Genomic DNA, 23,686 nt, shown 5'->3' with positions numbered 1-23,686 from the left:
GCAGCATCGCGCAATTAAATACACACGGGGTCAGGCGCGGAGTTGCGCCCCCACCCGGGACCGGGCCGTTGCCACCGCGCGGTCCCGGGCGGCAGTGGCCTCGTCCACGGTGAGCGTGCGGTCAGGCGCCCGGAACCGCAGCGCGAACGCCAGCGACTTGAGGCCTTCCCCCAGCCGGTCCGCGTCGGCGTAGACGTCGAACAGCCGCACCGACTCCAGCAGCTCCCCCGAGCCTTCGCGCACCGCTGCCAGGACGTCGGCGGCAGGAACCTCAGCCGGCACCACCAGGGCCAGGTCCAGCAGCACCGGCGGGAAGGACGACAGCGTCGGAGCCTGCGCGGGTGCCGGCGGCGCGACCGCGTCCAGGTCCAGCTCCATGGCACACGTCCGCGGCGGCAGCCCGAGGGCGGCGACCACCCGCGGGTGCAGCTCACCAGCGGTGCCGATCACCATGCCGGCCAGCAACAGCTCGGCGCAGCGGCCCGGATGCCACGGCGCGATCTCGGCCTTGCGCACCTCGAGTTCGGCGCGCGCCGCCCGCGCGACCACCCTGGCGGACTCGATGGCATCCGCCCAGCCGGCCTGCTCGGCGCCACCCCACCAACCGGCGCGGGCGAGGTCACCGGCCAGGACGGTGGCGACATGCCGGGGCTGGACGGGAACCGTGCTGGCGATCGCGGCAAGTTCGTGCTCGCTCGGCCGGTGCTCCACGCCGGGGCGGGGCGCGCGCTCGGCGGACGGGGCCGGCAGGTACACCAGGCCCATCTCGAAGATCGCCAGATCGCGGCTGCCACGGCCGACGTTGCGGCTCAGGTTGCCGAGCAGACCGGGAAGCAGGGACGTCCGCATCTCCGGCTCGGCGTCGGAGATCGGGTTGGCCAGCCGCACCGCCCGGCGACGCGGGTCGTCCTTCGGCAGGCCGAAGATGTCATGGATCGCGGGCGAGACGAACGGGTAGTTGATCACCTCGGTGTAGCCCGCGGCCGCCAGTGCCCGGGACACCGCGCGGCGCAACCGCTGCTCGGCCGTCCAGCCGCGACCGGCCGGTGGGTGCGGCAGCTCGGACGGGATCTTGTCGTAGCCCTCCAGCCGGACGACCTCTTCGACCAGGTCGGCCGGGTCCGTCAGGTCGGGGCGCCAGCTCGGCGGCGTGACGCTGAACAGTCCCGAGCCGGAGTCGTGCACCGCACAGCCCACCTGCTCCAGGCGGGCATGCACGGCCTCGGCGGGAATCGGCAGGCCGGCCAGCTCGGCCGAACGGGTGGCAGGCAGCGCGATGAGCACCGGCTCCGGACCGCTGCCGACGACGGTGCCTGCGGCCTGCGCCGTGGCGCCGCCGTACTCGGTGAGCAGGTCCACGCAGCGCTGCAGGGCGACCGCTGCCATTGCGGGGTCGACGCCCCGTTCGAAGCGCTTCGCGGCCTCGGACGGCAGCCGGTGCCGGCGGACGGCCCGGCTGATCACCGCCGGGTCGAAGTGCGCGGCCTCCAGCAGGATCTGCTCCGTGAGTGCCGAGATCTCGGTCTCGGCACCGCCCATCACGCCTGCCAGGCCGATCGGACCCCGGTCGTCGGTGATCACCAGGTCATCGGCGTCGAGCAGCCGGGCAGTGCCGTCCAGGGTGGTCAGCTTCTCGCCCGGCTGCGCGCGGCGGACACCGAGCGGCCCGCGCAGCGACGCGCGGTCGTAGGCGTGCAGCGGCTGGCCGGTCTCGAGCATCACGTAGTTGGTGACGTCCACGGTCAGCGAGATCGAGCGCATGCCGGCGGCGCGCAGCCGGTGCGTGATGAAATCGGGAGTGGGACAGGACGGGTCCAGGCCGGTCACAGCCCGCACCGAGAACTGGTCGCAGGCCGCCGGGTCGGCCACCGTGACCGGATAGCCGCCGGTGGAATCGGCCGGCAGCGTGACCGCGAGGTCGTGGAACGGCACCGCCAGCGCCGCGCCGGCCTCACGAGCCAGGCCACGTACGGACAGGCAATAGCCGCGGTCGGGAGTCACCGCGATATCGAGAACCGCATCGCGCAGGCCCAGCACGTCCAGGGCGTCATCGCCGGGCTTGGCAGTTCCCGGTTCCAGCACCAGGATGCCGTCGTGGTCCTCGCCGATGCCCAGCTCCCGGGACGAGCAGATCATGCCGTCGGAGAGGTGGCCGTAGGTCTTGCGGGCGCTGATCGGGAACGGTCCCGGCAGCACCGCGCCGGGAAGTACCGCGATGATCAGATCGTCGACGGCGAAGTTGTGGGCACCGCAGACGATGCCGCGCGGCTCGTCCTCACCGACGTCCACCGAGCACCAGCGGATGACCTTGCCGTTCTTCTGCGGCTCGTCGGTGAACGACAGCACCCGCCCGACGACCAGCGGGCCGCTGATGCCGTCGGCGGCCGAGTCGACGCGCTCCACCTCGAGACCGACCCGGACGAGGGCGTCGCCCAGCTCGCGGGCGGTGAGCCCGGCGGGCAGGTCGACGTGCTCGGCGATCCAGGAAACCGGCGCGCGCATCTCAGGCCTCCATTCCGAAAGCAGCGGTGAACCGGACGTCGCCCTCGACGATGTCTCGCATGTCGGCGGCGTTGTTGCGGAACATCATGGTTCGCTCGATCCCCATTCCGAACGCGAAGCCGGAGTACACGTCCGGGTCGATGCCGCAGGCCCGGAGCACCCGTGGGTTGACCATGCCGCAGCCGCCCCACTCGATCCAGCCCTCGCTGCCGCAGGTGCGGCAGGGCCGGTCGGGGTTGCCCACCGACTCGCCGCGGCACACGAAGCAGAGCAGATCGGGCTCGGCGCTGGGCTCGGTGAACGGGAAATAGGACGGCCGGAGCCGGGTGACGATGCCGGGACCGAAGAACGCCTCGGCCATGTGGTCCAGGGTGCCCTTGAGGTGTGCCATCGTGATGCCCTTGTCGATGACCAGGCCTTCGAGCTGGTGGAACACCGGAGAGTGGGTGGCGTCCAGCTCGTCGGTACGGAAGACCTTGCCGGGGCAGACGACGTAGATGGGCGGGGTGCGGGTGAGCATCACCCGGGCCTGCACCGGCGAGGTGTGGGTCCGCAGCACCAGGCCGCTGTCGGCGGTGCCGTCCTTGCCCACGACGAAGAAGGTGTCCATCAACGATCGGGCCGGGTGATCCACGCCGATGTTGAGGGCGTCGAAGTTGAACCACTCCGCCTCGATCTCGGGTCCTTCGGCGACCTCCCACCCCATGGCGGTGAACACGTCGCCGACCAGTTCCTGAGTGGTGGTCAACGGATGACGCGCGCCGGTCAGCCGCCGATCCCACGGCAGCGTGACGTCGATCGTCTCCTCGGCGAGGACCCGGGCGTCCCGCTCGGCTTCCAGGGCTGCCAGCCGCTCGGCGAAGGCCTGGCGGACGGCGCTCCGGGCGGCGTTGATCCGCTTGCCCGCGTCGGCCTTGGCAGCCGGTGGCAGTGCGCCGATCTCGCGGTTGGCCAGCGCGAGCGGTGAGCGATCGCCGACGTGCGCGGTCTGGGCGGCCTTCAGCTGATCCAGGTCGGCCGCCGCCTCGAAGGCCTGCCGAGCCGCCGCGACGCCTTGCTCCAGCGCGGCCGGTGCGAGCGCGGCCACCTGCTTCGGGTCATACGGGTCATTGGCGCCAGACATGGGAATCCTTCAGGTCGAGGCAGGCGGACCGAGCTTGATCGAGACCTGGTCTCGACAGGGAAAGTCTAGGAGAACGCCACCAGCCGCTTTACCGGCGCTGAGCCCGGGCCGAGCTGTAAAGGCACACCGCAGCCGCCGCGGCCAGGTTGAGGCTCTCGGCTCTGCCGTGAATCGGAACCCGGACCTGCCTCGACGCCGCCGCCAGCACCTCGCCGGGCAGCCCACGGGCCTCGTTGCCGAAGATCCAGGCGGTGGGCGCCTTGAGCACCCCCTGGTCGAGCAGCTGGTCGAGATCCTCGGTCGCCGAGCCGGTGGTGGCGAGGGTTTGCAGTCCGGCGGTCCGGCACGCCGTCACGGCCGCGACCGGGTCGAGGCTGGTCACCACGTCCAGGTGGAACAGGCTGCCTGCCGTTGCCCGGACCGCCTTGCCGTTGTACACATCGACGGAGTTGCCGACCAGCAGGACGGCATCCGCGCCCGCGGCGTCCGCGGTGCGCAGGATGGCACCGGCATTGCCCGGCTCGTTGGCCTCAACGAGAACCGCCACCAGACGAGGGCGGCCGGCCAGCACCTCGTCCAGGCCTCGATCGAGCAGGTGGCAGACGGCGATCAAACCCTGCGGGGTCACCGTCTCGCTGAGGCCGGCCGCCGCACGCTCGCTGATCTCGGCCACCGTGCGATCACCGGCCAGAGCCAACACCTCGGCGTGCCGATGCAGAGCCTCGGCGGTGGCGAACAGTTCGAGAACCACACCGGGACGGCGCAACGCCTCTCGGACGCCCTGCGCCCCTTCGACGAGGAAACGCCCGACCTCGCGGCGGCCCCGTGGACTGGTGAGTCGACGGGCCGCGGCGAGCCGGGCGTTCGAGTCGGAAAGCACCGACGCGGGATCAGCTGTGCCTAGCGGGGCTGGACGTACTACGCGGCCGGGCTCTGCGCGGCAGCGCCGCCGATGCCCTCGGCCTGCACGGCCTGCTTGGCGACAGCGACGAGAGCGGCGAAGGCCGGCGCGTCGTTGACGGCCAGCTCGGCCAGCACCTTGCGGTCGGCCTGCACTCCGGCCAGCCGGAGCCCCTGCATGAACCGGTTGTAGGTCATGTCGTTCAGACGGGCCGCGGCGTTGATCCGCGTGATCCACAGCTGGCGGAAGTCACCCTTGCGCGCCTTGCGGTCACGGTAGGAGTAGGTCGCGGAGTGAAGCAGCTGCTCCTTGGCCTTGCGGTACAGCCGGGACCGCTGGCCCCGGTAGCCGGAGGCCGCTTCGAGGGTCGTCCGGCGCTTCTTCTGGGCGTTTACCGCCCGCTTGACGCGTGCCACGTTGTAGTCCTTGTTCTAAGGCTGACCGGCTGCCCGGTTCAGGGCCGGCCGCTCAGCGGAGAGGTCTGGCGGGAAAGGTCAGCGTCCGAGCATGCGCTTGACGCGCGGCACGTCGACGGCGGCGATCTCTTGGGTGCCGGTGAGTCGACGGGTGTGCTTGCTGGACTTGTGCTCGAGCAGGTGGCGCTTGCCCGCGCGCTCGGTCAGCAACTTGCCGCTGCCCGTGATCTTGACGCGCTTCTTCATCCCCGAGTGAGCCTTGTTCTTGGGCATTGATCGTCCTTCGTCGTGTTGCGCGGAGCGCTCGTGCGATATCGCTCGTCGGTGTCGCGCCGAGCGCTGGTGCGATATCGCGAAGCGCGCTTGCAGGTGGCCGGAGCGTGGTGATGCTCCGGCGAAGCGGGGATACGCGGGCTAGGCCTGCGCGACCCCTTCTTCCGTCTTGGCCGGCCGGCTGGACGGCTTGCTGCTGCGATGCGGCGCAACGACCATGACCATGTTCCGACCGTCCTGCTTCGGAGAGGATTCCACGAAGCCGAGTTCGGTGATGTCTTCGGCCAGCTTCTGCAGCAGCCGAAAACCCAATTCGGGGCGGGACTGCTCACGACCACGGAACATGATCGTGATCTTGACCTTGTCACCCTGCTTGAGGAACCGCTCGACGTGACCCTTCTTGGTCGCGTAGTCGTGCGGATCGATCTTCGGCCGCAGCTTCATTTCTTTGATCACGGTCAGCGCCTGGTTACGACGGGCCTCGCGTGCCTTCTGTGCGCTCTCGTACTTGAACTTGCCGAAGTCCATGAGCTTGCAGACGGGCGGGCGGGCCATAGGCGCTACTTCGACCAGGTCGAGATCTGCTTCGGCGGCGAGTTCGAGCGCCTTACCGATCGGCACGATGCCGACCTGCTCGCCTTCGGGGCCGACGAGACGGACCTCGGGAACGCGGATCCGGTCGTTGATCCTGGGCTCAGAGCTGATGGGGCCTCCTAGGTTTGTGCTTTATGGTCATGGGCCGTGCCACTCTCGGTTCGCCAGCCTGAACTCAGCAAGCCTCAGGCGCACGAACCGAGAAACGACAACGGCCCCGCTGCAACCGGTGCAGTCGGGGCCGAGAGAATCCACGCGGTCCAAGCGGCACCCGCTACCACCCGGAGAACCCGGGCGGCGGATGCCGCGGCATCGCCTCGCGGCGATGTGGACCGAACCCGGCCGCTCGGGGAGCTGCTCGGGTGGGAAACATAAGAGCTTCCGCTTGCGCACCCCGCTGAACGAACCGATCGAGCTGGTCCGGCGCAGAGAGATGGGTCGCGTGTGCAAGGGTAGCAGCGTGACCGCCGAGCCCCCAAACGACTCCCCTGCCGCCGACCCCGATGTGCGGGAGCTGGCCCAGATTCCCGCCGTCGAGGTGATCACCCGGGCCTCGGTGATGCTGATGAGCGCGGCCGCCGAGAAGCTCGGCCTGGCCAGCGACGGCGAACAGTACCTCGATCTGGACGAGGCCCGCCGGCTCATCGACGCCTACGCCGGCCTGCTTTCGGCAGCTCAGGCCGACCTCGGGGTGCACCGCCAGCCGTTGCGGGAGGGCCTGAAGTCACTGCAGGCAGCCTTTCGCGAGGCCTCCCGCTATCCGGACTCGCCGGGCCAGGGGCCCGGCGAGAAGTCCGGCTGCTGAGGCTGAACCCTGGTTCTCGACGGCGGGCTGACTCTCGGGACCCTCGATCTCTGAACTGAGCGCGACTGGCTGGCCTTAATGCTTTACGCTACTTTAACGCGCGGGGGCCCGTAAGCAGCACAGGAACGGACATCGCTCTGTGATTCAGCGCCCCTTCTTCATGCCCGCCATCCGCACCAGGCGATCCCTGTCCGGGGTGGCGAGCATCGTTCTGGCAGCCGCCGTGACCGGCACCTGCCTGGCCCAGCCTGCCGCCGCGGACACCTCGCACAATCCCTTCGGCTACCTCGACAGTGTCGTGGCGGCCAGCCCGACGGCGATCAAGGTCACCGGCTGGGCGGCCGACCCGGACGACCTCGCGCGCCCACTGACCATCACCGCCACCGTCGACGGCAGGGCCGCCGGGCAGGTACTCAGCGCGGTCGCCCGTCCCGATGTCGCCAAGGCCAGGGGCACCGGGCCGACCCCGGGCTTCGCGCTGAGCCTGACCACGGTTGCCGGCAGCCATGTGGTGTGCGTCAGCGCCGTCAACGTCGGATCGGGCGCGAACAGCCAGCCGGACTGCCGGACGGTGCTCAATCCAGGTCCGGCCGGCGCGCAGCCGACGCCCGCCGAGATCGCGGCACAGAGCCCGATCGGAGCCGTCGACTCGGCGGTGGTGGCGACGTCCTCCGTCCAGCTCACCGGCTGGGCGGCCGATCCCGGCGACCTGACCAAGCCGCTGAGGATCGCCGTGACCGTCGACGGTGCTGCCGCGGTCGTCACCGCAGCCTCCGTGGTTGCCCGTCCGGACGTCGCGGCCGCCCGCAGGACCGGCCCGAACCAGGGCTTCAAGGTCACCGTGAACGCCGCCAGTGGCTTGCACACCGTCTGCGCCGTGGCCACGAACATCGGCGTCGGCGCGAACAAGGCCGTCGGCTGCAAGACCGTCCAGGTCGGACCGCCGCCGCCGAGCGCGGCCGAGATCGCCGCGCACAGCCCGAGCGGCGCGCTGGAGTCGGCCACCGCCGTCGGCTCGACCGCGGTGCGGGTGGTCGGGTGGGCCTCTGATCCGGACAATCGCGCCACCGCGCTCGAGGTCGTCGGCTACCTCGACGGCTCCTCGGCCGCGACAGTCAGCGCCAACATCGCCCGGCCTGAGCTGGTCACGAGCCAGCACACCGGCCCGGCGGCCGGCTACACCTTCTCGGTGGCCGCGAACACCGGGTCACACCTCATCTGCGCCTGGGCGGTGAACATCGGCGTAGGGGCGAACAAGTACCTCGGTTGCAGCGCTTTCAGCACGCCTGCGGTGTCGATGCCCACCAGCCCGACCCCTGCCACGCCCGCCGCGAACACCAAGGTGACCACCCTGGCCGCGAAGTACCTCGGCTATCCCTACGTCTGGGGCGGCGCGAGTCCCAGCACCGGCTTCGACTGCTCAGGCCTGGTGCAGTACACCTACCGGGTCGGTGCCGGCATCACGACGCCCCGGATCGCCCAGGACCAGTTCCACGCCGCCCGCCGGATCACCGCCGGGCGGGCGGTACCGGGTGACCTGGTGTTCTTCCACGACAGCACGGGCTCGGTGTACCACGTCGGTATCTACGCCGGTCCCGGCGGCATGTACGCAGCGGTGGACCCGGCCAACGGCGTCCGGTACCAGAACATCTGGGACTCCACCGCCACCTACGGCAGTTTCACCCACAGTTAGCCGCGGCCGTCGCTGTGGGCGGCGTGCAGCGCGCGGAGTTGCCGCATGATGACAACACTGCGCTCGGCATCGCCGCGCTGCACCGCGTACAGGGTCACCAGCTCGTCGCCGGGCAGCACCAGCCGGGCGAAGCGACCCTTGGGCGGGAACTCCACGGCGGTGACCAGGCCCCAGTCGACGTGGCGGTAGCCGCCGAAGAAGCTGCGGGTGTCCACCCCGGAGGCGCCGGCGCGCAGCCGGGGCCGGGTGAAGCACAGGATGCCGATGGCGACCAGCACGCCGCAGCCGAAGATGCCGACCTGATCCGCACCGGTGAAGGTGACCCCGTCGGTCGTCCGCGGCAGGAGCACGGCGCAGATGAGAAACGCGACCAGGACAACGGCCGCGACCACGATCGAGATCCGCGCGGACTTGTACGGCCTCGCGGTCACCTCGGTTGCGGCGGGGGCGCTCACAGCCGGCACGCGTGGATGTCCGTGACCAGGATCGCCCGGGCACCGATGTCCCAGAGCTCGTCCATGATCCGGTTGGTGTCGCGACGCGGCACCATCGACCGGACGGCGGACCACCCGGCCGTGCGCAACGGCGACACCGTCGGGGACTGGAAGCCGGGCGTGACCGCGACCGCCTTCTCGACCAGCTCGTCGGAGATGTCGTAATCCATCAGGACGTACTGGCGGGCAATCATCACGCCTTGGAGCCGGCGGATCAGCTGGTCCACCGCGGGCGAGGGTTGGGCATCGACTCCCCGGATAAGCACGGCCTGGGACTGGAACAGCGGCTCGCCGAAGATCTCGAGGCCCGCCGCCCGCAGCGTCGTGCCGGTCTCGACCACGTCGGCGATGGCATCGGCGACGTCGAGCCGCACGGCCGTCTCGACAGCTCCGTCCAGCTTGATCACCTCGGCCCGAATCGCCTTGGTGTCGAGGTAGTGCGCCAGCAGCCCCGGATAGGCCGTGGCGATCCGGCGGCCGTTCAGCTCGGCCAGTGACGTGGTCGAGCCCTTGGCCGCGGCGAAGCGGAACGTCGACCGCGCGAAACCGAGCGGCAGCACCACCGAGGCCTTGGCACCGGAGTCGAGCAGCAGATCCTCACCGGTGATGCCCACGTCCAGCCGGCCGGAACCGACGTACAGGGCGATGTCGCGGGGACGGAGGAAGAAGAACTCGGCACCGTTGTCGGGATCCTGCAGCACCAGCTCGCGGCTGTCGTTGCGCTGGCGGTAACCGGCCTCGCGCAGCATGCCACTGGCCGGCTCTGACAGCGATCCCTTGTTCGGGACGGCTATCCGCAGCAATTCGGAGGAGGTCACATTCGCTCGCTTAGGTAGGCCCTACAGGTATCGGTAGACGTCGTCCAGGGTGAGCCCCTTGCCCAGCATCAGCACCTGCACCCGGTACAGCAGCTGGCTGATCTCTTCGGCGGTACGGTCGGCGGACTCGTGCTCAGCGGCCATCCACGCCTCGGCGGCTTCTTCGACGACCTTCTTGCCCTGGGCATGGATTCCGTCGTCCAGTGCCGTCACGGTTGCCGAGCCCGCGGGCCGCTCGGCCTGGCGCTGCGTCAGTTCGCGAAAGAGCTCGTCGAAGGTCTTCATCGAGGCTGAGCCTACCGGCGGGCCGGGGTATCCCTCGGCGGCGGCTAGGTGCCGGCGTCGATGATGGCAGCGACCGGGCCGCCGCCGTCCGGACCCTGATGAGCCGCCGACACCGACACGAAGACGGCCGGGTCACCGGTCACCGCGGCCGTCACTCCACCCACCGCGGCCTTGATCTGGCGGTGCCAGTGCACGTCGGAATCGTCCAGCATCGCGTTGCGCCGGCCGCGGACCGCACCGTCCTGGCTGGCCTCGCACTTGAGGAACACATTGACCAGCCGGCCGTCGAGGTCTGAGCTGCGCGGGCGCTCGGGCAGCTCCAGGCCGGCGTCCCGGATGGCTGCCCAGATGCCGTCGGCGTCGAGCGCGTCGGTCATCACGCCGTGCCCGATCCGATACCGTCCGCCGATCCCCCGGGCGTTGCCGACCACGACCACCTGCGCCCGGTCCAGTTCCACGCCGGACGAGCACGAGGCGACGGCGGAGTACAGCGACCGGTCGCGCATCACGTCGGCGTCGGTCGGCATCTCGATCTCGCCGAGCGCGACCGCGATGCCGAGCGCGGTGCAGCCGTTGGAGACGTCCATCGAGTGCAGGGTGTCCTCGGTGAACACGTCCCGACCACGGCTCTTGGCGTCGCGGATGGTGTCGATGGTCAGCAGCGGGGTCTTGGTCTGCACGTAGTGCACGTCCGAGGCGTCGGTGATCCCGGCGCGCTGCATGGCCTCGTCGACGGCTGCCGCGACCTTGGTGATCATGGCCGTCCGGCCGATGTCCTCGGGCAGCAGCACCTCGCTCATCGCGAAGCCGACCGTCAACCGAGGGGCGTCGGTCTGCGGGGCGTCGGCCGGATCGACGGTGGCGAAGATGGTGGCGTGCGGTGAGATGATGCCGTCGGTACCACCCGACCACACGATCGGGATCTGCTTCACCTCGTCGGCGGACCGGCTGCCCTTGGCGGCGAGAACCTCGCGGAAGGCGCGGTCGGCGATGATCCGGGTGTAATCGTTGACGCCGCCGTTGCCCTCGGTCTTGCCGATCACCGCGACGACCCGGTCGGCTTCGAGCACACCGTCGTCGATCAGCTTCGCGAACTCACTGGCGTCGGACACGCTGTGCAGCGGGACCTTGCGTACCTCAATCGGCTCGGGCACCGGGCTCTCCTTCGTTGTTCTGGCTAACGCTGGTTGTTCTGGCTAACGCTGGCTGTACTGACTGGCTGTACTGACTGGCTATTGGGTAGCGCTTGTGGGGCCACTGCTGTCACGAACTCTGCACGATGGTGCCCCGGCTGCCCTCCAGCGCCTCGGCGATGCAGGGTAGCGAGGTGATGGCGGCCGGCCGGCCGGTCCGCCGGACGAAGCGGCAGACCGCCGCCACCTTCGGCCCCATGCTGCCGCTCGCGAACTCGTCCCGCTCCGCCAGCGCCTCGATCTCGGCCAGGCTGACCTCACCGAGCGGGCGCGCATCCGCCGTGCCCCAGCCCGCGACGACGTTGTCGACGTCGGTGGCGATGATCAGCCGGTCGGCCACGAGCTCGACGGCGAGCAGCGCCGCGGTCAGGTCCTTGTCGATGACCGCCTCGACGCCACGGATGGAGCCCTTCGCGTCGGCAAGGACCGGGATGCCACCGCCGCCGGAGCAGACCACCACGTACCCGGCGGCGAGCAGCGCGACCGCGGCAGGTGAGTCCAGGCACTCCAGCGGCTCCGGAGAGGCGACGACGCGACGCCAGCCGCGCTCGCCGCGGTCCTCCCAGCGCTGGCCGTGGGCGATCATCCGCTGGGCCTCGTCGCGAGGCAGGTAGCGCCCGATGGGCTTGCTGGGACAGGTCAAACCGGGATCGTCGGCGGCGATCCGGGTGCGTGAGACCAACGCGGCCGTCCGCACCGATGAGCCGCGTCGGGCGACGGCGGCGTCGAGAGCGTTGAGCAGCAGCAGGCCGATCGTCGCATGCGTCTGCGCTCCGCACCAGTCCAGCGGTACCGGTGGAACGACGGCCGCGGCCAACTCGTTCTTGACCAGCAGGTTTCCGACCTGAGGCCCGTTGCCGTGCGTCAGCACGATCTGGTGTCCCGCGACGACCAGGTCCGCGATCGGCTCCGCGGCGCTCTCGACGGCAGCGCGCTGATCTGCCGGCCTGGCGGAGCCGTCGGCCGCCGTCATCGCATTGCCGCCCAGGGCGATGACAATGCGCACGCGGGGTCCTTCCGGAACGGGTCGATGAAGGGCCAACTCTGTCAAGACGACGCCCGGCGAGCATTGGCGATCATCGCCCAACCGGAAGGACTTTATTGGCAAGCCAGCCAACCTGCTCAAGGGAAATTTGCCGATTCAGGCAGACAGCGGCCGGCCGTCGAGGGTGAGGTACCGGGCGGGAACGTGGCCGGTCAGCCAGACACCGTTCACGCTGAGGAAGAACTCCGCAGCGTCGGCGGACATCGTCCCCGAGTCCACACCGAGCACGACGGGCAGGCCCCGGCGTCGTCCGACGCGCTCGGCGGTGGCGACGTCTGCCGACAGGTGCACGTGCTGGCGGCTGCCGGGATTCAACCCCTCCCGAGCGATTGCAGGCAGGAACCGCGCGACCGTGCCGTGAAACAGCAGGGGCGGCGGCGCTGACGGCCTCAGCCCGAGATCCACGACGACGCTGTGCCCCTGGTTGGCGCGAATGCGCTCACCGGTCTGGTCGAAGGCAAATCGCTGCTTGTCGCTGGTCGCGACGATCCGCTCGAGCTCGGCCCGATCCAGGCGGAGGCCGTGGGCGGCCAATCTGGTGAGCAGATCGTCAACCGCGACCCAGCCATGCTCGTCCAGCTCGAGCCCGACACTGTCCGGCCGGTGACGCAGCACGAGGGAGAGCCGGCGGCTGGCCCTGACCATGCGATCCCGGTCGGCCATGGCCTCCATGATGGCGCAAGCGTCCATGAGGACGCAGCTCGCCTCAGCCGGCTGGGGAGCTGGCGTCCAGATCAGACACGTACAGCGCGTGCTCATCCTCCCGGCTCGTTCCCGCCCATCCCGTCCAGCCAGGCCCGGACGGACTCGTTGTGCTCGCCGAGGATCGGCGGCGCGAGGTGACTTGTCCGGCCACCGTGGTCGTAGCGAAGCGGCGGGCCGGGCAGTGTGACGGTGCCCAGCGTGCTGTGCTCGACGTCCAGCAGCAGGCCCTGGGACCGGGTCTGCTCCCACTCGTACACCTCGTCGAGGGAGCGCACCTGACCCGCGGGCGTGCCCAGTTCGGCAAGTGTGGCCATCAGCGTCTGCCGGTCATACGTCGAGAATGCCTTGTCCACCGCCGCGATAACGGCATCACGGTCGGCCACCCGGTCGGCGTTGCGCGACCACTCCGGACGGTCCAGCCCGAAGGCCGCCGCGAACGCGTGCCACAGTCTGTCGCTGCCCACCGCGATCTGCACCATGCCGTCGGCGGCGCGGAACAGCCCGTACGGGCAGATGGACGGGTGGTGGCGTCCGGCAACCCCGGGCACCTCGCCGGCGACGGTGTACCGGGTGCCCTGGAAGGCATGCACGCCGACCATGCCCGCGAGCAGCGAGGTGCGCACCACCCGGCCCGTCCCGATGCGCCCGCGCTCGTGCAGCGCGGCCAGAACCCCGAAGGCGCCGTACATCCCCGCGATCAGGTCCGCCATCGGAACCCCGACCTTGGTGGGATCCTCGGGTGACGACCCGGTCAGCGACATCAGGCCGCCCTCCCCCTGCGCGATCTGGTCATAGCCCGCACGGCCGCCCTCGGGACCGTCGTGGCCGAACCCGGTGATCGACAGGATGACCAGCCGGGGATTGAGTTCCTGCAGTCTCGACATGCCAAATCCCAGCCGATCGAGCACCCCCGTACGGAAGTTCTCGACGAGCACGTCGGCGGCGCGGATGAGCCGGGTGAGGACCGCCAGGTCGTCCGGATCCTTGAAGTCGAGGGTGATGGACTCCTTGTTGCGGTTGCAGGAGAGGAAGTACGTCGACTCCCGCTCACCCTGTTCGGGCTGCACGAACGGCGGTCCCCAGCCGCGGGTGTCGTCGCCGTGCTCGGGAGCCTCGACCTTGATCACCCGGGCGCCCTGGTCCCCGAGCATCATCGCCGCGTGCGGCCCGGCCAGAGCCCGGGTCAGGTCGAGCACCACGATCCCGCTCAGCGGTCCGGCACTCGAGTCGGGCACGCTCACGTCGATGCCCTCGGCAGAGTCGATGCCCCCGGCAGAGAGGCGGGCATCGCCGCGGGGGCCAGCCGGGCGTCCAGCATCGAGACCGCCCGCCCGGTCAACTGCACCCGGTCACCCCGCAGGCTGACACCGACGACTCCCGAGCGGGCGGACACCTGCAGGCCTACCAGCTCGGACCTGCCGAGCTTCGCGGCCCAGTACGGGCCGAGGACGGTGTGCGCGCTGCCGGTGACCGGGTCCTCCGGCACGCCGACCCGCGGGCCGAAGAACCGGGACACGAAGTCGTGCCCGTCGGCGTCCGCGGCGGCGGTGACGATGATGCCCCGGACCTCGAACCTGGCCACCGCGGCGAGGTCCGGAGCCAGTTCGCGCACCGTCCGGGCGTCGGCCAGCTCGACCAGCAGGTCGTCCGTGCCGCCGCGGCCGAGCCACACCGGGCGAGCACCGAGCGCGGCCTCCACCCGGCCCGCGAGTTCCTCCGACAACGGGATTTCGACCGCTGCGTTCGCGGGAAAGTCCATCGCCAGTGAGCCGTCCGGCAGTGCCCACACCGTCAGCACCCCGCTCCGGGTGGCGAACCGGACGGGCGAGGCGGCCCCGTCCTCGAACAGGCAGTGCGCCGCCGCGAGGGTCGCGTGGCCGCACATGTCGACCTCCACCGCAGGCGTGAACCAGCGCAGCCGGTAGTCGGCGTCCGGCAGCTCCTCGGCGATGACGAACGCCGTCTCGGCGAGGTTCAGCTCCCCGGCCAGCGCCGCCATCCATTTTGCGGTCGGAAGGCCCGTCAGCACGACGACACCGGCCGGGTTGCCGGCGAACGCCTGGTCGGTGAAGGCGTCCACTGTGCGCAGTCGCAGTTCGCTCATGGGCTCAGGTTAGGTGGTCCTCAGGGTAGGGGTCCTCAGTTTAGGTGGTCATAGTCGGAGGAGGGCGCTCCTCCGGACAGCTGGGCGTAGCCGGGTCCCCGGTCGAAGAACGGCCGGCCGGCGTCGCGAGCAGCACGTAGCCGCGCTCGCAGCTCTTCGGTGGCCGCGATGTCCACTTTCATAGAGTCCCAGCTCAAGTCGCGGTCCATACCGGCCGGACCCCCGTCCATGCTGAGTACCACCCCGTAGTCCGCTTCGGCCGCGGCCGGCGACACCTTCGCCCACCGGACGTCCCGCACGACCGCGTCGACCTCGCGGTCCAGCGGATCGCCCCAGCCGCCGCCGCCGGTGGTGCGGATCCGGATCACCTCACCGGCCCGTACCGGCTCCGCGTCGGCCAGCGCGTCGACCACCCGCTCGTTCGGGCCACCGGCGTCGATGGTCACCGAGAACGGCCGGCCGGCCTTACCGCCCTTGACGCCCCAGCAGGCCAGGATGGAGCGGTCGGCGATGGACATGAAGTGGCCGTCCTTGAGCATCCGGATGTGCTTCTCATAGCCCAGACCGCCGCGGTAGCGGCCCGCTCCGCCGGAGTCCAGCGCCAGCCCCAGCCGCTCGACCCGGAACGGGAACCGGGCCTCGGTGAACTCGGTGGGCAGGTTCCGGGAGTCGGGCACCACGTGAATGGTGTCTTCGCCGTCGGCGTAATACCGCCCACCCGAGCCGCCGCCGAGCACCTCCCGCATCAGGTACGGCTGGCCGTCGCGGTCCTCGCCGTAGACGCCGGTGTAGCGGATCGTCTCCTGGTCGGCGGGCATCCGCCCGTCCACCGCCTTGGCGACGACCCCGGCGAGCACTCCCAGCAGGCGCAGGATGACGAAGGTACGAGCGTTGGTGGGCGCGGGAAAGACTGGTGTCAGCAGCGTCCCGGCGGGCGGGAAGCGCATCTCGATCAGCGGCACCACGCCCTCGTTGACGTCGAGTTCGGCCATCCGCTCGGGACTGTCCGCGAGGTTGCGCAGTACCGGCGCCAGCCACTTCTTGAGGAAATTGCCGTCGGCATAGTTTCCGCAGTGGTTGATCGGCCCCTTGGCCTGCGGCGCGGTGCCGTTGAAGTCGAGGATCAGCCTTTCACCGCCGGGGTCTTCGGGCTCCGTCCGGGTCAGCGTGATGCGCTGGGTGTGCAGCTTCGGCGCGTCCACCCCGTCGTGCTCGGCATAGTCCTCCCAGGTCCAACTCCCGACCGGGATCTTGGACAGGATCTCGCGCCGGTACGTCTGGGTGGTGCGGTCCACTATCTGGTCGAAGCAGGCCTCGATCACGTCGCGGCCGTACCGGCCGAAGAGTTCGCTCAGCCGGCGCGAGCCCATCAGACAGGCTGAGCACTCGGCGTCCAGGTCCGCGGCCAGCGACTCGGGCATCCGCGAGTTGCGCGTCATGATGGTCAGCGCCGCCCGGTTGGGCACGCCCTGGTCCCACAGCTTGATGGGCGGCACCATCAGGCCCTCTTGGAAGACGCTCGTCGCGGAGCTGGGCATCGAACCCGGCACCGCGCCACCGATGTCGTCGTGGTGCCCGAACGCCTGGACGAAGGCCACCACCTCGGCATTTCCCTCGGCATCCTCGGCGAAGACCGGAACGGTCACGCAGAGGTCCGGCAGGTGACCGATGCCTCCCTCGGACAGGTAGACGTCGTTGTGGAAGAAGACGTCACCGGGTTTCATCTCCGCCAGCGGGAAGTCCCTGGCGATCGGGTGCACCAGCGCGGAGTAGCTGCGCCCGGTCAGCTTGCGCAGCAGGCGATCGTGGATGCCTGCCCGGAAGTCGTGGGCGTCGCGGATCATGGGCGACCGCGAGGTGCGGGCAATGGCGGTCTCGACCTCGAGTTCGACGGCAGCCAGGCTGCCCTGCACGATCTCGAGGACGATGGGATCGACAGCGGCCCCGCGATCGGGTGTCAGGCTGGCCGTTCCGGCCTCGGCCCGCGCGGTCATCGAGCGTCCTCCGTCCGGGCGATGATCGTCCGGGTGATGACGAGGTTGCCGAAGTCGTCCAGCCTCGCGGTGAATCCTGGATGCAGGGGCGCGGTCGAGCCGAAGTCCTCGACCACCGCCGGCCCGTCGATCACATCATCGGGTGACAGGTCCGGACGCCAGTAGAGCGGGGTCTGCACATACGTCGCTCCGTCGAAGCACACTGGCCTGGTGCCGGTGCGGGCCCGGCTGACGTCACCGTCCAGGCTCGGATACCGGCGGAGTTCGGGCCGCTGGATGGGCCCGATTCCCGACACCCGCAGGTTGACCCACTCCACCTGCTGGCTGGGGTCGGTGCGGAAGTCATAGCCGTACAGTGCTCGGTGCGCGTCGTGGAATGCCATCGCGACGGCGTCCAGCTGCGCGGGCATCAGCGCCTCGTCGGCGACCGGTACCCGCACCTCGAATGCCTGGCCGAAGTACCGCAGGTCAGCCGTCCGGACGTAGCGGTGCTCGGCGTCGGGAAAACCCTCGCGCCGCAGCGCCGACGCGGCCCGTTCGGTGAGGTGGGCGAAGCCCCCGGCCACCTCGGCCGCGTCCAGCTCGGCGTGCCTGGCGACCGTGGTCTGCACGTAGTCGTTCTTGACGTCGACGGTCAGCAGGCCGAAGGCCGAGACGTTGCCGGGGTTCGGCGGCACCAGCACGCCTGCCAGGCCGAGGATGTCGATCAGCCGGCAGAGCAGCAGGGAGCCGGAACCCCCGAACGTCGTGAGGGTGAAGTCCCGGACGTCCAGGCCGCGCTTGACGGTGATCTGGCGCAGCGCATTGGCCTGGTTCCATGCCGAGATCTCGAGCACGCCGTTCGCACAGGCTTCGACGCTGACGTCGAGCTTGGCCGCCAGGCTCTCGATGCCCGAGCGTGCGGCGCCGGCGTGCAGACCGATCTCGCCGCCGAGCAGGTGCGGCGGAATCCGGCCGAGCAGCAGGTGGGCGTCGGTGATGGTGACATCAGATCCGCCCTTGCCGTAACAGAGCGGACCGGGGTCCGCACCAGCCGACTTGGGGCCGACCTTGAGCGCTCCCTCCGGCGAGATCCAGGCGATCGAGCCGCCGCCCGCGCCGACGGTCACGACGTCGATCATGGGAATCTTGGACGGGTAGACGCCGACGGCTCCCTCGGTGGTCAGCGTCGGCTCGCCGTTCATCACCACAGAGACGTCGGTCGAGGTTCCGCCGCCGTCGCAGGTCAGGACGTGGGTGAAGCCGGCGTGCTGAGCGATCATGGCGGCGCCCAGCGCTCCGGCGGCCGGCCCGGACAGCACCGTGGTAATCGGCTGGTGCACCACCTCGTCCGCCGACAGCACCCCACCGTTGGACTTCATCACGTAGAAGGGGATGGTGCGGCCGTCGGCGCCAGCCGTCACCGCGGCGAGCCGGTTCTTGATGGAGCCGACGTAGCGGGCCACCTTGGGCTTCACCGCCGCGTCGACCAGCGTGGTCATCGAACGCTCGTACTCGCGATACTCCCGCAGCACGTCGGCCGAGATCGACACGACAGCGTCGGGATGCTCGGTCCGCAGGATGTCGCGCATCCGCTGTTCGTGCCGGGGGTCGGCGTAGGAGTGCAGCAGGCAAACCCCGATGGTGTCTATCCGCCGATCCCTGAACCACCGGGCGATGCGCACCGCGCCGGCCTCGTCGAAGGGTCGGACCTCCGCGCCGGTGTAGTCCAGCCGGCCACCGACCGCCTTGACCAGGTGCGCGGGGACGATGCGATCCGGCTTCACCCAGAAGTAGCTGTTGCCGTACCCGTCCGGGACCGACTGTCTGGCGATCTCGAGGATGAATTCATAGCCCTCGGACGTGATGAACCCCAGCGCCTCGACCTTGCCCTCGAGCAACTGGTTCGTCGCCACCGTGGTTCCGTGGCTGACCGCCGTCAGGACCTGACCGGCCTCCGCTACCGGGATGCCGAGAATGCCGAGGACCTTGTCGATTCCGGCCATGAAGCCGTCGGCCGGATCTGCCGGGGTCGACGGCGTCTTGGTCGTGACGAGCTGGCCCGAGTCCTCGTCCAGAGCCACCACGTCGGTGAACGTTCCGCCGGTATCGATGCCGAACCGAATGCGCCGTGCTGCCATGGGTGAAGTCAATCGGCCAACCTCGACGAAGGCGTCGGCGTATTGTGCCCGATCACGGGCCGCGGCCTTGGCACGTCCGGCTTGCCCTTCGGAAACGAGGAGCCCGCGTCGCTGAGCAGCACGTCCGAGTGCTTTCGGATGAGAGCCATATTGCGGTCGGCGAGATGGTCGAATGACTGCGGAATCGAGGAACCCGGGGTCAGTGAACTCATCGCGGTGGCGGGATCCAATCGCGCGGACACCCAGCATTCATGGGACGCCGCCCGCGCGACGACCTCGGCGATCGGGGTGACGATCATCGAGTTGCCGAAGTAGATCACGCCGGCCGGGTCGACGCCGGTAGCGTTCGTGCCGATGACATAGACATGGTTGTCATAGGCGCGAGCCCGATTGGTCAGTTCCCAGAGGTCAGCTGAGCGCAACAGCGCCGACGGCCGGCAGATCACCTCCGCCCCCTTGATAGCCGTGATCCTGGACAGCTCCGGGTAGTCGCCGTCGAAGCAGATGATGACGCCGATCTTGCCGAGGTCGGTGTCGACCACCAGCACGTCCTCGCCCGGAGTCACCCAGCCGCCCCGATCCGCCCGCTCGGTCGTGAAGGGATGGGTCTTGCGATAGACGCCCAACAACTCGCCAGCTGGGCCGACGACGGCTGCGGCGTTGTAGACCACTCCACGCCGCGGACCACGCTCGTACGTCCCCACGACGAGGTGGGCACCCAGCTCGGCGGCGAGGTCGGCGAAGGGCTGCAGCGCCGGGCCGGGCAGCTCGCTCACCAGGTCCCACAACTGCTCGCTGTCGATACCGGGAGTGAAGCCGGTCGTCACCGATTCGGGGAGCACGAGGAGTTCGGCTCCGGTCGCCTGGTGGCACGCGCGGGTCAGCTCGAGAGCACGCTCGGTGTTGGCCGCCATGGAATCGGCCGTCAGCGGCGCGGAACTCGGTGCGAGCTGAACCGCAGCCGCTATGAACTCACGCATCAGCGTTCTCCTCTGCTCAGCCGTGCGCCGACCAGGACGCCGGCAAGGGCGGTGATGGCGCCGACGACCGCGCCGACGGCGAAGGAGACCTCGGCACTCCTTGAAGTCGTGCGCGGCAATCCACCGGCGGCCCTCGGGGCCGTCAACACGCCGTCGGTGTGAACCGGGCGGTCGGTTCCGGCTGGCCGCTCCGTTGCTGTTGGCCCGCGGGTTACGGCAACCGCTGCCGGCCGGGTCAGCACATCGTCGACCCCGGCGAAGAACTCCCCGGCCATCTTCTTGGCGACTCCCACCAGCATCCGCTGGCCCACCCCGCCGATCACCCCACCCACCACGGCATCGGCGTCGTAGTCCAGCCGGGTGCCTTCCCCGACCTGGGCGAGGGCGACCTTGACGTTGGCGCTCACCGTCCCCGGACCGCCCGCCCCGGACGCCCGCAACACGAAGGAGGTCGGCTCGCACCGATCTTCCAGCGCGACCTTGCCGGCGTAGGTTCCCTTGATGGAGGCGACTCCGGCTGTCACGGTCATCGCATAGGCGTCCGGGCCGGTCGCCTCCAGCCGCTCGCAGCCCGGGATCACCTCGGCCAGCACGATCGGATCGTTGAGAGCTGCCCACACCCGATCGATGGGTGCGTGCAGCAGCGCCTGTCCCGCGACCTTCATCGGTTACCGGCCTCTCCGTCGGTCCTACTCGGACGAGCTTGATCAGTGTGACGGGCCTGATGACGTTGCCGGAGCGAGAACAGCTCGCTGGGTGATATAGGCATCGAGGTGATCTCGAATCCCTCGGCATCCGAGATGGCCGCGGCGAACACGGCCGAGCCCGGGATGACACCGGCCTCGCCGGCGCCCTTGATGCCCAGCGGGTTCAGCGGTGACGGTGTTTCGAGGTGGTCGATCTCGATCTCACGGGGCATCTCGGAGACATAGGGCATCAGGAAGTCCATGAACGAGGCGTTCTGCAGCTGACCGTTCTCGTCATAGGCCATCCGCTCGTACAGCGCACCGCCGATGCCCTGGGCCACGCCACCGTGGACCTGGCCCTCGACTATCAGCGGGTTGATCAAACGGCCGCAGTCATGCACGACGCAGTACCGCAGAATCTTGATCTCAGCCGTGTCCGGATCGGTCTCCACGATGACGGCGTGCATTCCATTGGCGAACGTGGAACGGATGGGTGAGTAGTAGTCGCGGCCCTCCAGTCCCGGCTCGTCCTCATCGGCCACCGGGGCGAGGTCGGGATGGCCGACCGCGAACTGGGTCGCCGCCTTGGAGGCCTCGTCGAAGGCATAGCGCAACGGGTTGGACAGCACCGCGACGGTGCCGAGGCCGATCTCGGCACCGGGACTGCCCTTCACCCGGACCATGCCGTCGACTATTTCCAGGTCCTCCGCGTTGGCTTCCAGTGCGTCGGCCGCGACGCGAAGCGCCTTGGCGCGCGCGGCCCGCGCGGCGAGTGCGATCGCGGAGCCACTCATCACCGCCGCCCTGGAAGCGAACGTGCCGACGGCGTAGGGAAAACGCCTGGTGTCGCCGGTGACGACCTCGATGTCGGACATCGCAACACCGAGCTCATCGGCGACGATCTGGGCGAAGGCCGTCTGATGGCCCTGGCCCTGCGATGTCAGACCGGTGGCGACCTTCACCTTGCCGGTCGTCTCGATCTGGACGTGGCCGCCCTCGTACGGACCGACGCCGGTTCCCTCGACGTAGCAAGCCAACCCGATGCCGACCCGGCGCCCCTCAGCCTGCGCGTCAGCCTTGAATTCCGCCCACTCATCCCATCCGACGAGCTTCTTGAGCTTGTCCAATGACGCCGGAAAATCACCGGAGTCATACACCAACGGACGGCCGTCCTGAAAGATCAGCTTGTGGTCGTATGGCATCTCGTCAGGCTGGATGAAGTTATTGGACCGTACGTCGGCGCGGTCCATGCCGAGATAGTTGGCGATGGCGTCCATGGTCCGCTCCATCGCGTACACGGCCTGCGGACGGCCCGCGCCACGGTAGGGCGTCACGATGACGGTGTTGGTGTAGAGCGATTCGAACTCGACGCGGTACGCCCCGGGTTTGTAGGGCCCGAGCAGCTGGGTCGAGGTGATGATGGGAACGATCAGCCCGTACGGGATGTAGGCGCCATGGTCGTGCCAGAACCGCACCGACAGCCCGAGCAGGTGTCCCTCGTCGTCGAACCCGACCTCGACCTTATGCAGCTGCCCGCGCTCGTGCGCCGACGAGATGAAGTGCTCCCGGCGGTCCTCGGTGAACTTCACCGCGCGGCCCAGAGCTCGGGCGGCCATCGGCACCAGCACCTCTTCGGGCCAGGGATGCATGATCTTCACGCCGAACCCGCCGCCCACGTCCGGGGTGATCACCTCGACGCTGCCCAGGTCCAGACCGAGCTTGGTGGCCACCGCCGCCCGCACGCCGGTCGAGGTCTGGGTCGAGGTCCACAAACGAAGTCGCTGCGAGTCGTCGTCCCAGCGCGCGAGCACTCCCCTGGTTTCGAGCGGGGTGCCGGCCGAACGCTCCACGCCCAGGTCCAGTTCGAGGCGGTGCGGGGCGGTGGCGAGGGCGGCCGATGCGTCGCCGACCTCTTGCACGAAGTGTGCGGCCACGTTCCCGGGCACATCCTCATGCACGAGATGAGCGGCATCCCGAGCCGCCTGCAGGCCGACGACCGGTGGCAGCGCCTGGTAGCTGACCACGATCCGCTCGGCCGCGTCCTCGGCGCGGTAGCGGTCCTCGGCAACCACCATGACCACGGCCTCACCGACGTAGTTGACCTCGTCCCTGGCGAGCGGATACTGCGTCCGCCCATGGGTGAGGGCCGGGTGCGGGATGAGCAGCGGCAGCGGATCGGCGAGCGGGCCGGACAGATCCTCGTAGATGTAGATGGCGAGCAGGCCGTCGACCTCGAGCGCCGCGGTGACGTCGATGTCGAGAATGCGAGCGTGCGCGTGCGGTGACCGCACCATCGCCACCTCGACCGCGTCGGACCCGAGGTCATCGAGGTAGCGGCCGGCACCGGTCAGCAGCCGGGGGTCCTCGACGCGCCGCACCGGCTCGCCGACCATTCTGGTGGTCACAGCGCGGCCTCCCCGCTCATTGTGGAGCTGGCTGGGCCGGGCGTACACCGTGAGTTGCCGGGTGAATCGCCAGCGCCCTCGCGAGTGATCTCGGCGGCCCTGAGCACCGCGGCCACGATGTTCTGGTAACCGGTGCAGCGGCACAGGTTGCCACCGATCAGTTCCCGTGCCTCGTCCGGGGTGGGATCGGGGTTGTCTTCGAGCCCGGCGGTGATGGTGGTGAGAAAGCCGGGCGTGCAGAAGCCGCATTGCAGGCCGTGGCACTCGGCGAATCCCTGCTGCACCGGTGACAGCGCGCCGTCCGGGCCTGACAGGCCTTCGACCGTGGTGATGGCGCTACCGTCCATGCTGACCGCCAGCAGCAGGCACGAGCGCATCGGCACGCCGTCGATCAGCACGGTGCAGGCGCCGCACACTCCGTGCTCGCAGCCGACGTGGGTACCGGTCAGACCGAGGTCGTGGCGCAGGCAGTCGGACAACAGCCTGCGCGCCGGAACGGTCGCCTTCAACGGAATGCCGTTCACCGTCAAGGAAGTCTCGTGCATCGTCT

At 69.6% G+C, this 23,686-nt stretch carries 22 protein-coding genes; 2 read left to right on the top strand and 20 right to left on the bottom strand.

Going from position 1 to position 23,686, the window contains the following annotated elements; genetic code table 11:
* Positions 1 to 30: 30 nt before the first annotated feature.
* The 6 genes from pheT to infC all read right to left on the bottom strand — a co-directional run bounded on the left by pheT (position 31) and on the right by infC (position 5,920).
* On the bottom strand, positions 31 to 2,502 hold the full coding sequence (gene pheT / locus RM423_RS01420; protein WP_311421202.1) for a phenylalanine--tRNA ligase subunit beta: 2,472 nt from the start codon (positions 2,500 to 2,502) through the stop codon (positions 31 to 33).
* A 1-nt stretch (position 2,503) separates the two neighbouring features.
* The gene (gene pheS / locus RM423_RS01415; RefSeq protein ID WP_311421201.1) at positions 2,504 to 3,625 is read right to left on the bottom strand and encodes a phenylalanine--tRNA ligase subunit alpha; all 1,122 of its coding nucleotides are present in this window, start codon (positions 3,623 to 3,625) and stop codon (positions 2,504 to 2,506) included.
* Between the two features lie 88 nt (positions 3,626 to 3,713).
* A complete protein-coding gene (locus tag RM423_RS01410) occupies positions 3,714 to 4,505 on the bottom strand; it encodes a TrmH family RNA methyltransferase (RefSeq protein WP_311421200.1) in 792 nt (263 codons plus the stop codon).
* Between the two features lie 38 nt (positions 4,506 to 4,543).
* On the bottom strand, positions 4,544 to 4,942 hold the full coding sequence (rplT, locus tag RM423_RS01405) for a 50S ribosomal protein L20 (protein ID WP_311421199.1): 399 nt from the start codon (positions 4,940 to 4,942) through the stop codon (positions 4,544 to 4,546).
* A gap of 78 nt (positions 4,943 to 5,020) precedes the next feature.
* The gene (gene rpmI / locus RM423_RS01400; protein WP_311421198.1) at positions 5,021 to 5,215 is read right to left on the bottom strand and encodes a 50S ribosomal protein L35; all 195 of its coding nucleotides are present in this window, start codon (positions 5,213 to 5,215) and stop codon (positions 5,021 to 5,023) included.
* A gap of 141 nt (positions 5,216 to 5,356) precedes the next feature.
* The gene (gene infC / locus RM423_RS01395; RefSeq protein ID WP_396327557.1) at positions 5,357 to 5,920 is read right to left on the bottom strand and encodes a translation initiation factor IF-3; all 564 of its coding nucleotides are present in this window, start codon (positions 5,918 to 5,920) and stop codon (positions 5,357 to 5,359) included.
* A 322-nt stretch (positions 5,921 to 6,242) separates the two neighbouring features.
* On the opposite strand from infC, the gene RM423_RS01390 reads away from it, so the two are divergent.
* The gene (locus tag RM423_RS01390) at positions 6,243 to 6,614 is read left to right on the top strand and encodes a DUF1844 domain-containing protein (RefSeq protein ID WP_396327556.1); all 372 of its coding nucleotides are present in this window, start codon (positions 6,243 to 6,245) and stop codon (positions 6,612 to 6,614) included.
* A gap of 139 nt (positions 6,615 to 6,753) precedes the next feature.
* Positions 6,754 to 8,307, top strand: a complete 1,554-nt coding sequence (locus RM423_RS01385; protein WP_311421196.1) for a C40 family peptidase — start codon at positions 6,754 to 6,756, stop codon at positions 8,305 to 8,307.
* Here RM423_RS01385 and RM423_RS01380 read toward each other — a convergent pair.
* From RM423_RS01380 to RM423_RS01315, 14 genes are all read right to left on the bottom strand, one after another.
* Positions 8,304 to 8,762 carry a PH domain-containing protein gene (locus tag RM423_RS01380; RefSeq protein WP_311421195.1) on the bottom strand — a complete coding sequence of 153 codons (459 nt, stop codon included), beginning with the start codon at positions 8,760 to 8,762 and terminating at the stop codon, positions 8,304 to 8,306. The genes RM423_RS01385 and RM423_RS01380 overlap by 4 nt on opposite strands.
* On the bottom strand, positions 8,759 to 9,604 hold the full coding sequence (gene hisG / locus RM423_RS01375) for an ATP phosphoribosyltransferase (RefSeq protein ID WP_396327555.1): 846 nt from the start codon (positions 9,602 to 9,604) through the stop codon (positions 8,759 to 8,761). The genes RM423_RS01380 and hisG overlap by 4 nt, the downstream gene beginning before the upstream one ends.
* 36 nt (positions 9,605 to 9,640) lie before the next feature.
* Positions 9,641 to 9,904, bottom strand: coding sequence for a phosphoribosyl-ATP diphosphatase (locus RM423_RS01370; protein ID WP_311421193.1), 264 nt, complete (start codon positions 9,902 to 9,904; stop codon positions 9,641 to 9,643).
* Between the two features lie 44 nt (positions 9,905 to 9,948).
* Positions 9,949 to 11,058, bottom strand: coding sequence for a barbiturase (locus RM423_RS01365; protein WP_311421192.1), 1,110 nt, complete (start codon positions 11,056 to 11,058; stop codon positions 9,949 to 9,951).
* Positions 11,059 to 11,167: 109 nt separating this feature from the next.
* Complete coding sequence (locus RM423_RS01360) at positions 11,168 to 12,103, bottom strand: carbamate kinase (RefSeq protein WP_311421191.1); 936 nt, start codon at positions 12,101 to 12,103, stop codon at positions 11,168 to 11,170.
* 135 nt (positions 12,104 to 12,238) lie between these two features.
* A complete protein-coding gene (locus tag RM423_RS01355; RefSeq protein WP_311421190.1) occupies positions 12,239 to 12,805 on the bottom strand; it encodes an RNA 2'-phosphotransferase in 567 nt (188 codons plus the stop codon).
* Between the two features lie 92 nt (positions 12,806 to 12,897).
* Positions 12,898 to 14,088 carry a CaiB/BaiF CoA transferase family protein gene (locus RM423_RS01350; protein ID WP_311421189.1) on the bottom strand — a complete coding sequence of 397 codons (1,191 nt, stop codon included), beginning with the start codon at positions 14,086 to 14,088 and terminating at the stop codon, positions 12,898 to 12,900.
* A complete protein-coding gene (locus RM423_RS01345; protein ID WP_396327554.1) occupies positions 14,085 to 14,942 on the bottom strand; it encodes a PhzF family phenazine biosynthesis protein in 858 nt (285 codons plus the stop codon). The genes RM423_RS01350 and RM423_RS01345 overlap by 4 nt, the downstream gene beginning before the upstream one ends.
* Before the next feature lie 44 nt (positions 14,943 to 14,986).
* Positions 14,987 to 16,945 (bottom strand): hydantoinase B/oxoprolinase family protein, encoded by a 1,959-nt coding sequence (locus tag RM423_RS01340; RefSeq protein ID WP_311421187.1) that lies wholly within the window; start codon positions 16,943 to 16,945, stop codon positions 14,987 to 14,989.
* Entirely contained in the window at positions 16,942 to 19,065 is a 2,124-nt protein-coding gene (locus RM423_RS01335) for a hydantoinase/oxoprolinase family protein (RefSeq protein WP_311421186.1), read from the bottom strand. Before RM423_RS01335 ends, RM423_RS01340 begins: the two co-directional genes overlap by 4 nt.
* 8 nt (positions 19,066 to 19,073) lie before the next feature.
* Positions 19,074 to 20,045, bottom strand: coding sequence for a carbon-nitrogen hydrolase family protein (locus tag RM423_RS01330; protein WP_311421185.1), 972 nt, complete (start codon positions 20,043 to 20,045; stop codon positions 19,074 to 19,076).
* Positions 20,045 to 20,710 (bottom strand): SRPBCC family protein, encoded by a 666-nt coding sequence (locus tag RM423_RS01325; RefSeq protein WP_311421184.1) that lies wholly within the window; start codon positions 20,708 to 20,710, stop codon positions 20,045 to 20,047. Before RM423_RS01325 ends, RM423_RS01330 begins: the two co-directional genes overlap by 1 nt.
* Entirely contained in the window at positions 20,707 to 23,136 is a 2,430-nt protein-coding gene (cutA, locus tag RM423_RS01320) for an aerobic carbon-monoxide dehydrogenase large subunit (protein WP_311421183.1), read from the bottom strand. Before cutA ends, RM423_RS01325 begins: the two co-directional genes overlap by 4 nt.
* On the bottom strand, positions 23,133 to 23,681 hold the full coding sequence (locus RM423_RS01315) for a (2Fe-2S)-binding protein (protein WP_396327553.1): 549 nt from the start codon (positions 23,679 to 23,681) through the stop codon (positions 23,133 to 23,135). The genes cutA and RM423_RS01315 overlap by 4 nt, the downstream gene beginning before the upstream one ends.
* Positions 23,682 to 23,686 lie beyond the last annotated feature (5 nt).

It is taken from the genome of Jatrophihabitans lederbergiae (assembly GCF_031845305.1).
GTDB classification, from domain to species: domain Bacteria; phylum Actinomycetota; class Actinomycetes; order Mycobacteriales; family Jatrophihabitantaceae; genus Jatrophihabitans_A; species Jatrophihabitans_A lederbergiae.
This window is presented reverse-complemented; position numbering and strand designations above follow the sequence as displayed.

Excerpts from the sequence above, each read along its gene's own strand:
- pheT (WP_311421202.1), bottom strand. The coding sequence starts at position 2,502 with ATGCGCGCGCCGGTTTCCTGGATCGCCGAGCACGTCGACCTGCCCGCC.
- pheS (WP_311421201.1), bottom strand. The coding sequence starts at position 3,625 with ATGTCTGGCGCCAATGACCCGTATGACCCGAAGCAGGTGGCCGCGCTC.
- rpmI (WP_311421198.1), bottom strand. The coding sequence starts at position 5,215 with ATGCCCAAGAACAAGGCTCACTCGGGGATGAAGAAGCGCGTCAAGATC.
- RM423_RS01390 (WP_396327556.1), top strand. The coding sequence starts at position 6,243 with ATGGGTCGCGTGTGCAAGGGTAGCAGCGTGACCGCCGAGCCCCCAAAC.
- RM423_RS01370 (WP_311421193.1), bottom strand. The coding sequence starts at position 9,904 with ATGAAGACCTTCGACGAGCTCTTTCGCGAACTGACGCAGCGCCAGGCC.
- RM423_RS01355 (WP_311421190.1), bottom strand. The coding sequence starts at position 12,805 with ATGGCCGACCGGGATCGCATGGTCAGGGCCAGCCGCCGGCTCTCCCTC.
- RM423_RS01340 (WP_311421187.1), bottom strand. The coding sequence starts at position 16,945 with ATGACCGCGCGGGCCGAGGCCGGAACGGCCAGCCTGACACCCGATCGC.
- RM423_RS01335 (WP_311421186.1), bottom strand. The coding sequence starts at position 19,065 with ATGGCAGCACGGCGCATTCGGTTCGGCATCGATACCGGCGGAACGTTC.
- RM423_RS01330 (WP_311421185.1), bottom strand. The coding sequence starts at position 20,045 with ATGCGTGAGTTCATAGCGGCTGCGGTTCAGCTCGCACCGAGTTCCGCG.
- RM423_RS01325 (WP_311421184.1), bottom strand. The coding sequence starts at position 20,710 with ATGAAGGTCGCGGGACAGGCGCTGCTGCACGCACCCATCGATCGGGTG.
- RM423_RS01315 (WP_396327553.1), bottom strand. The coding sequence starts at position 23,681 with ATGCACGAGACTTCCTTGACGGTGAACGGCATTCCGTTGAAGGCGACC.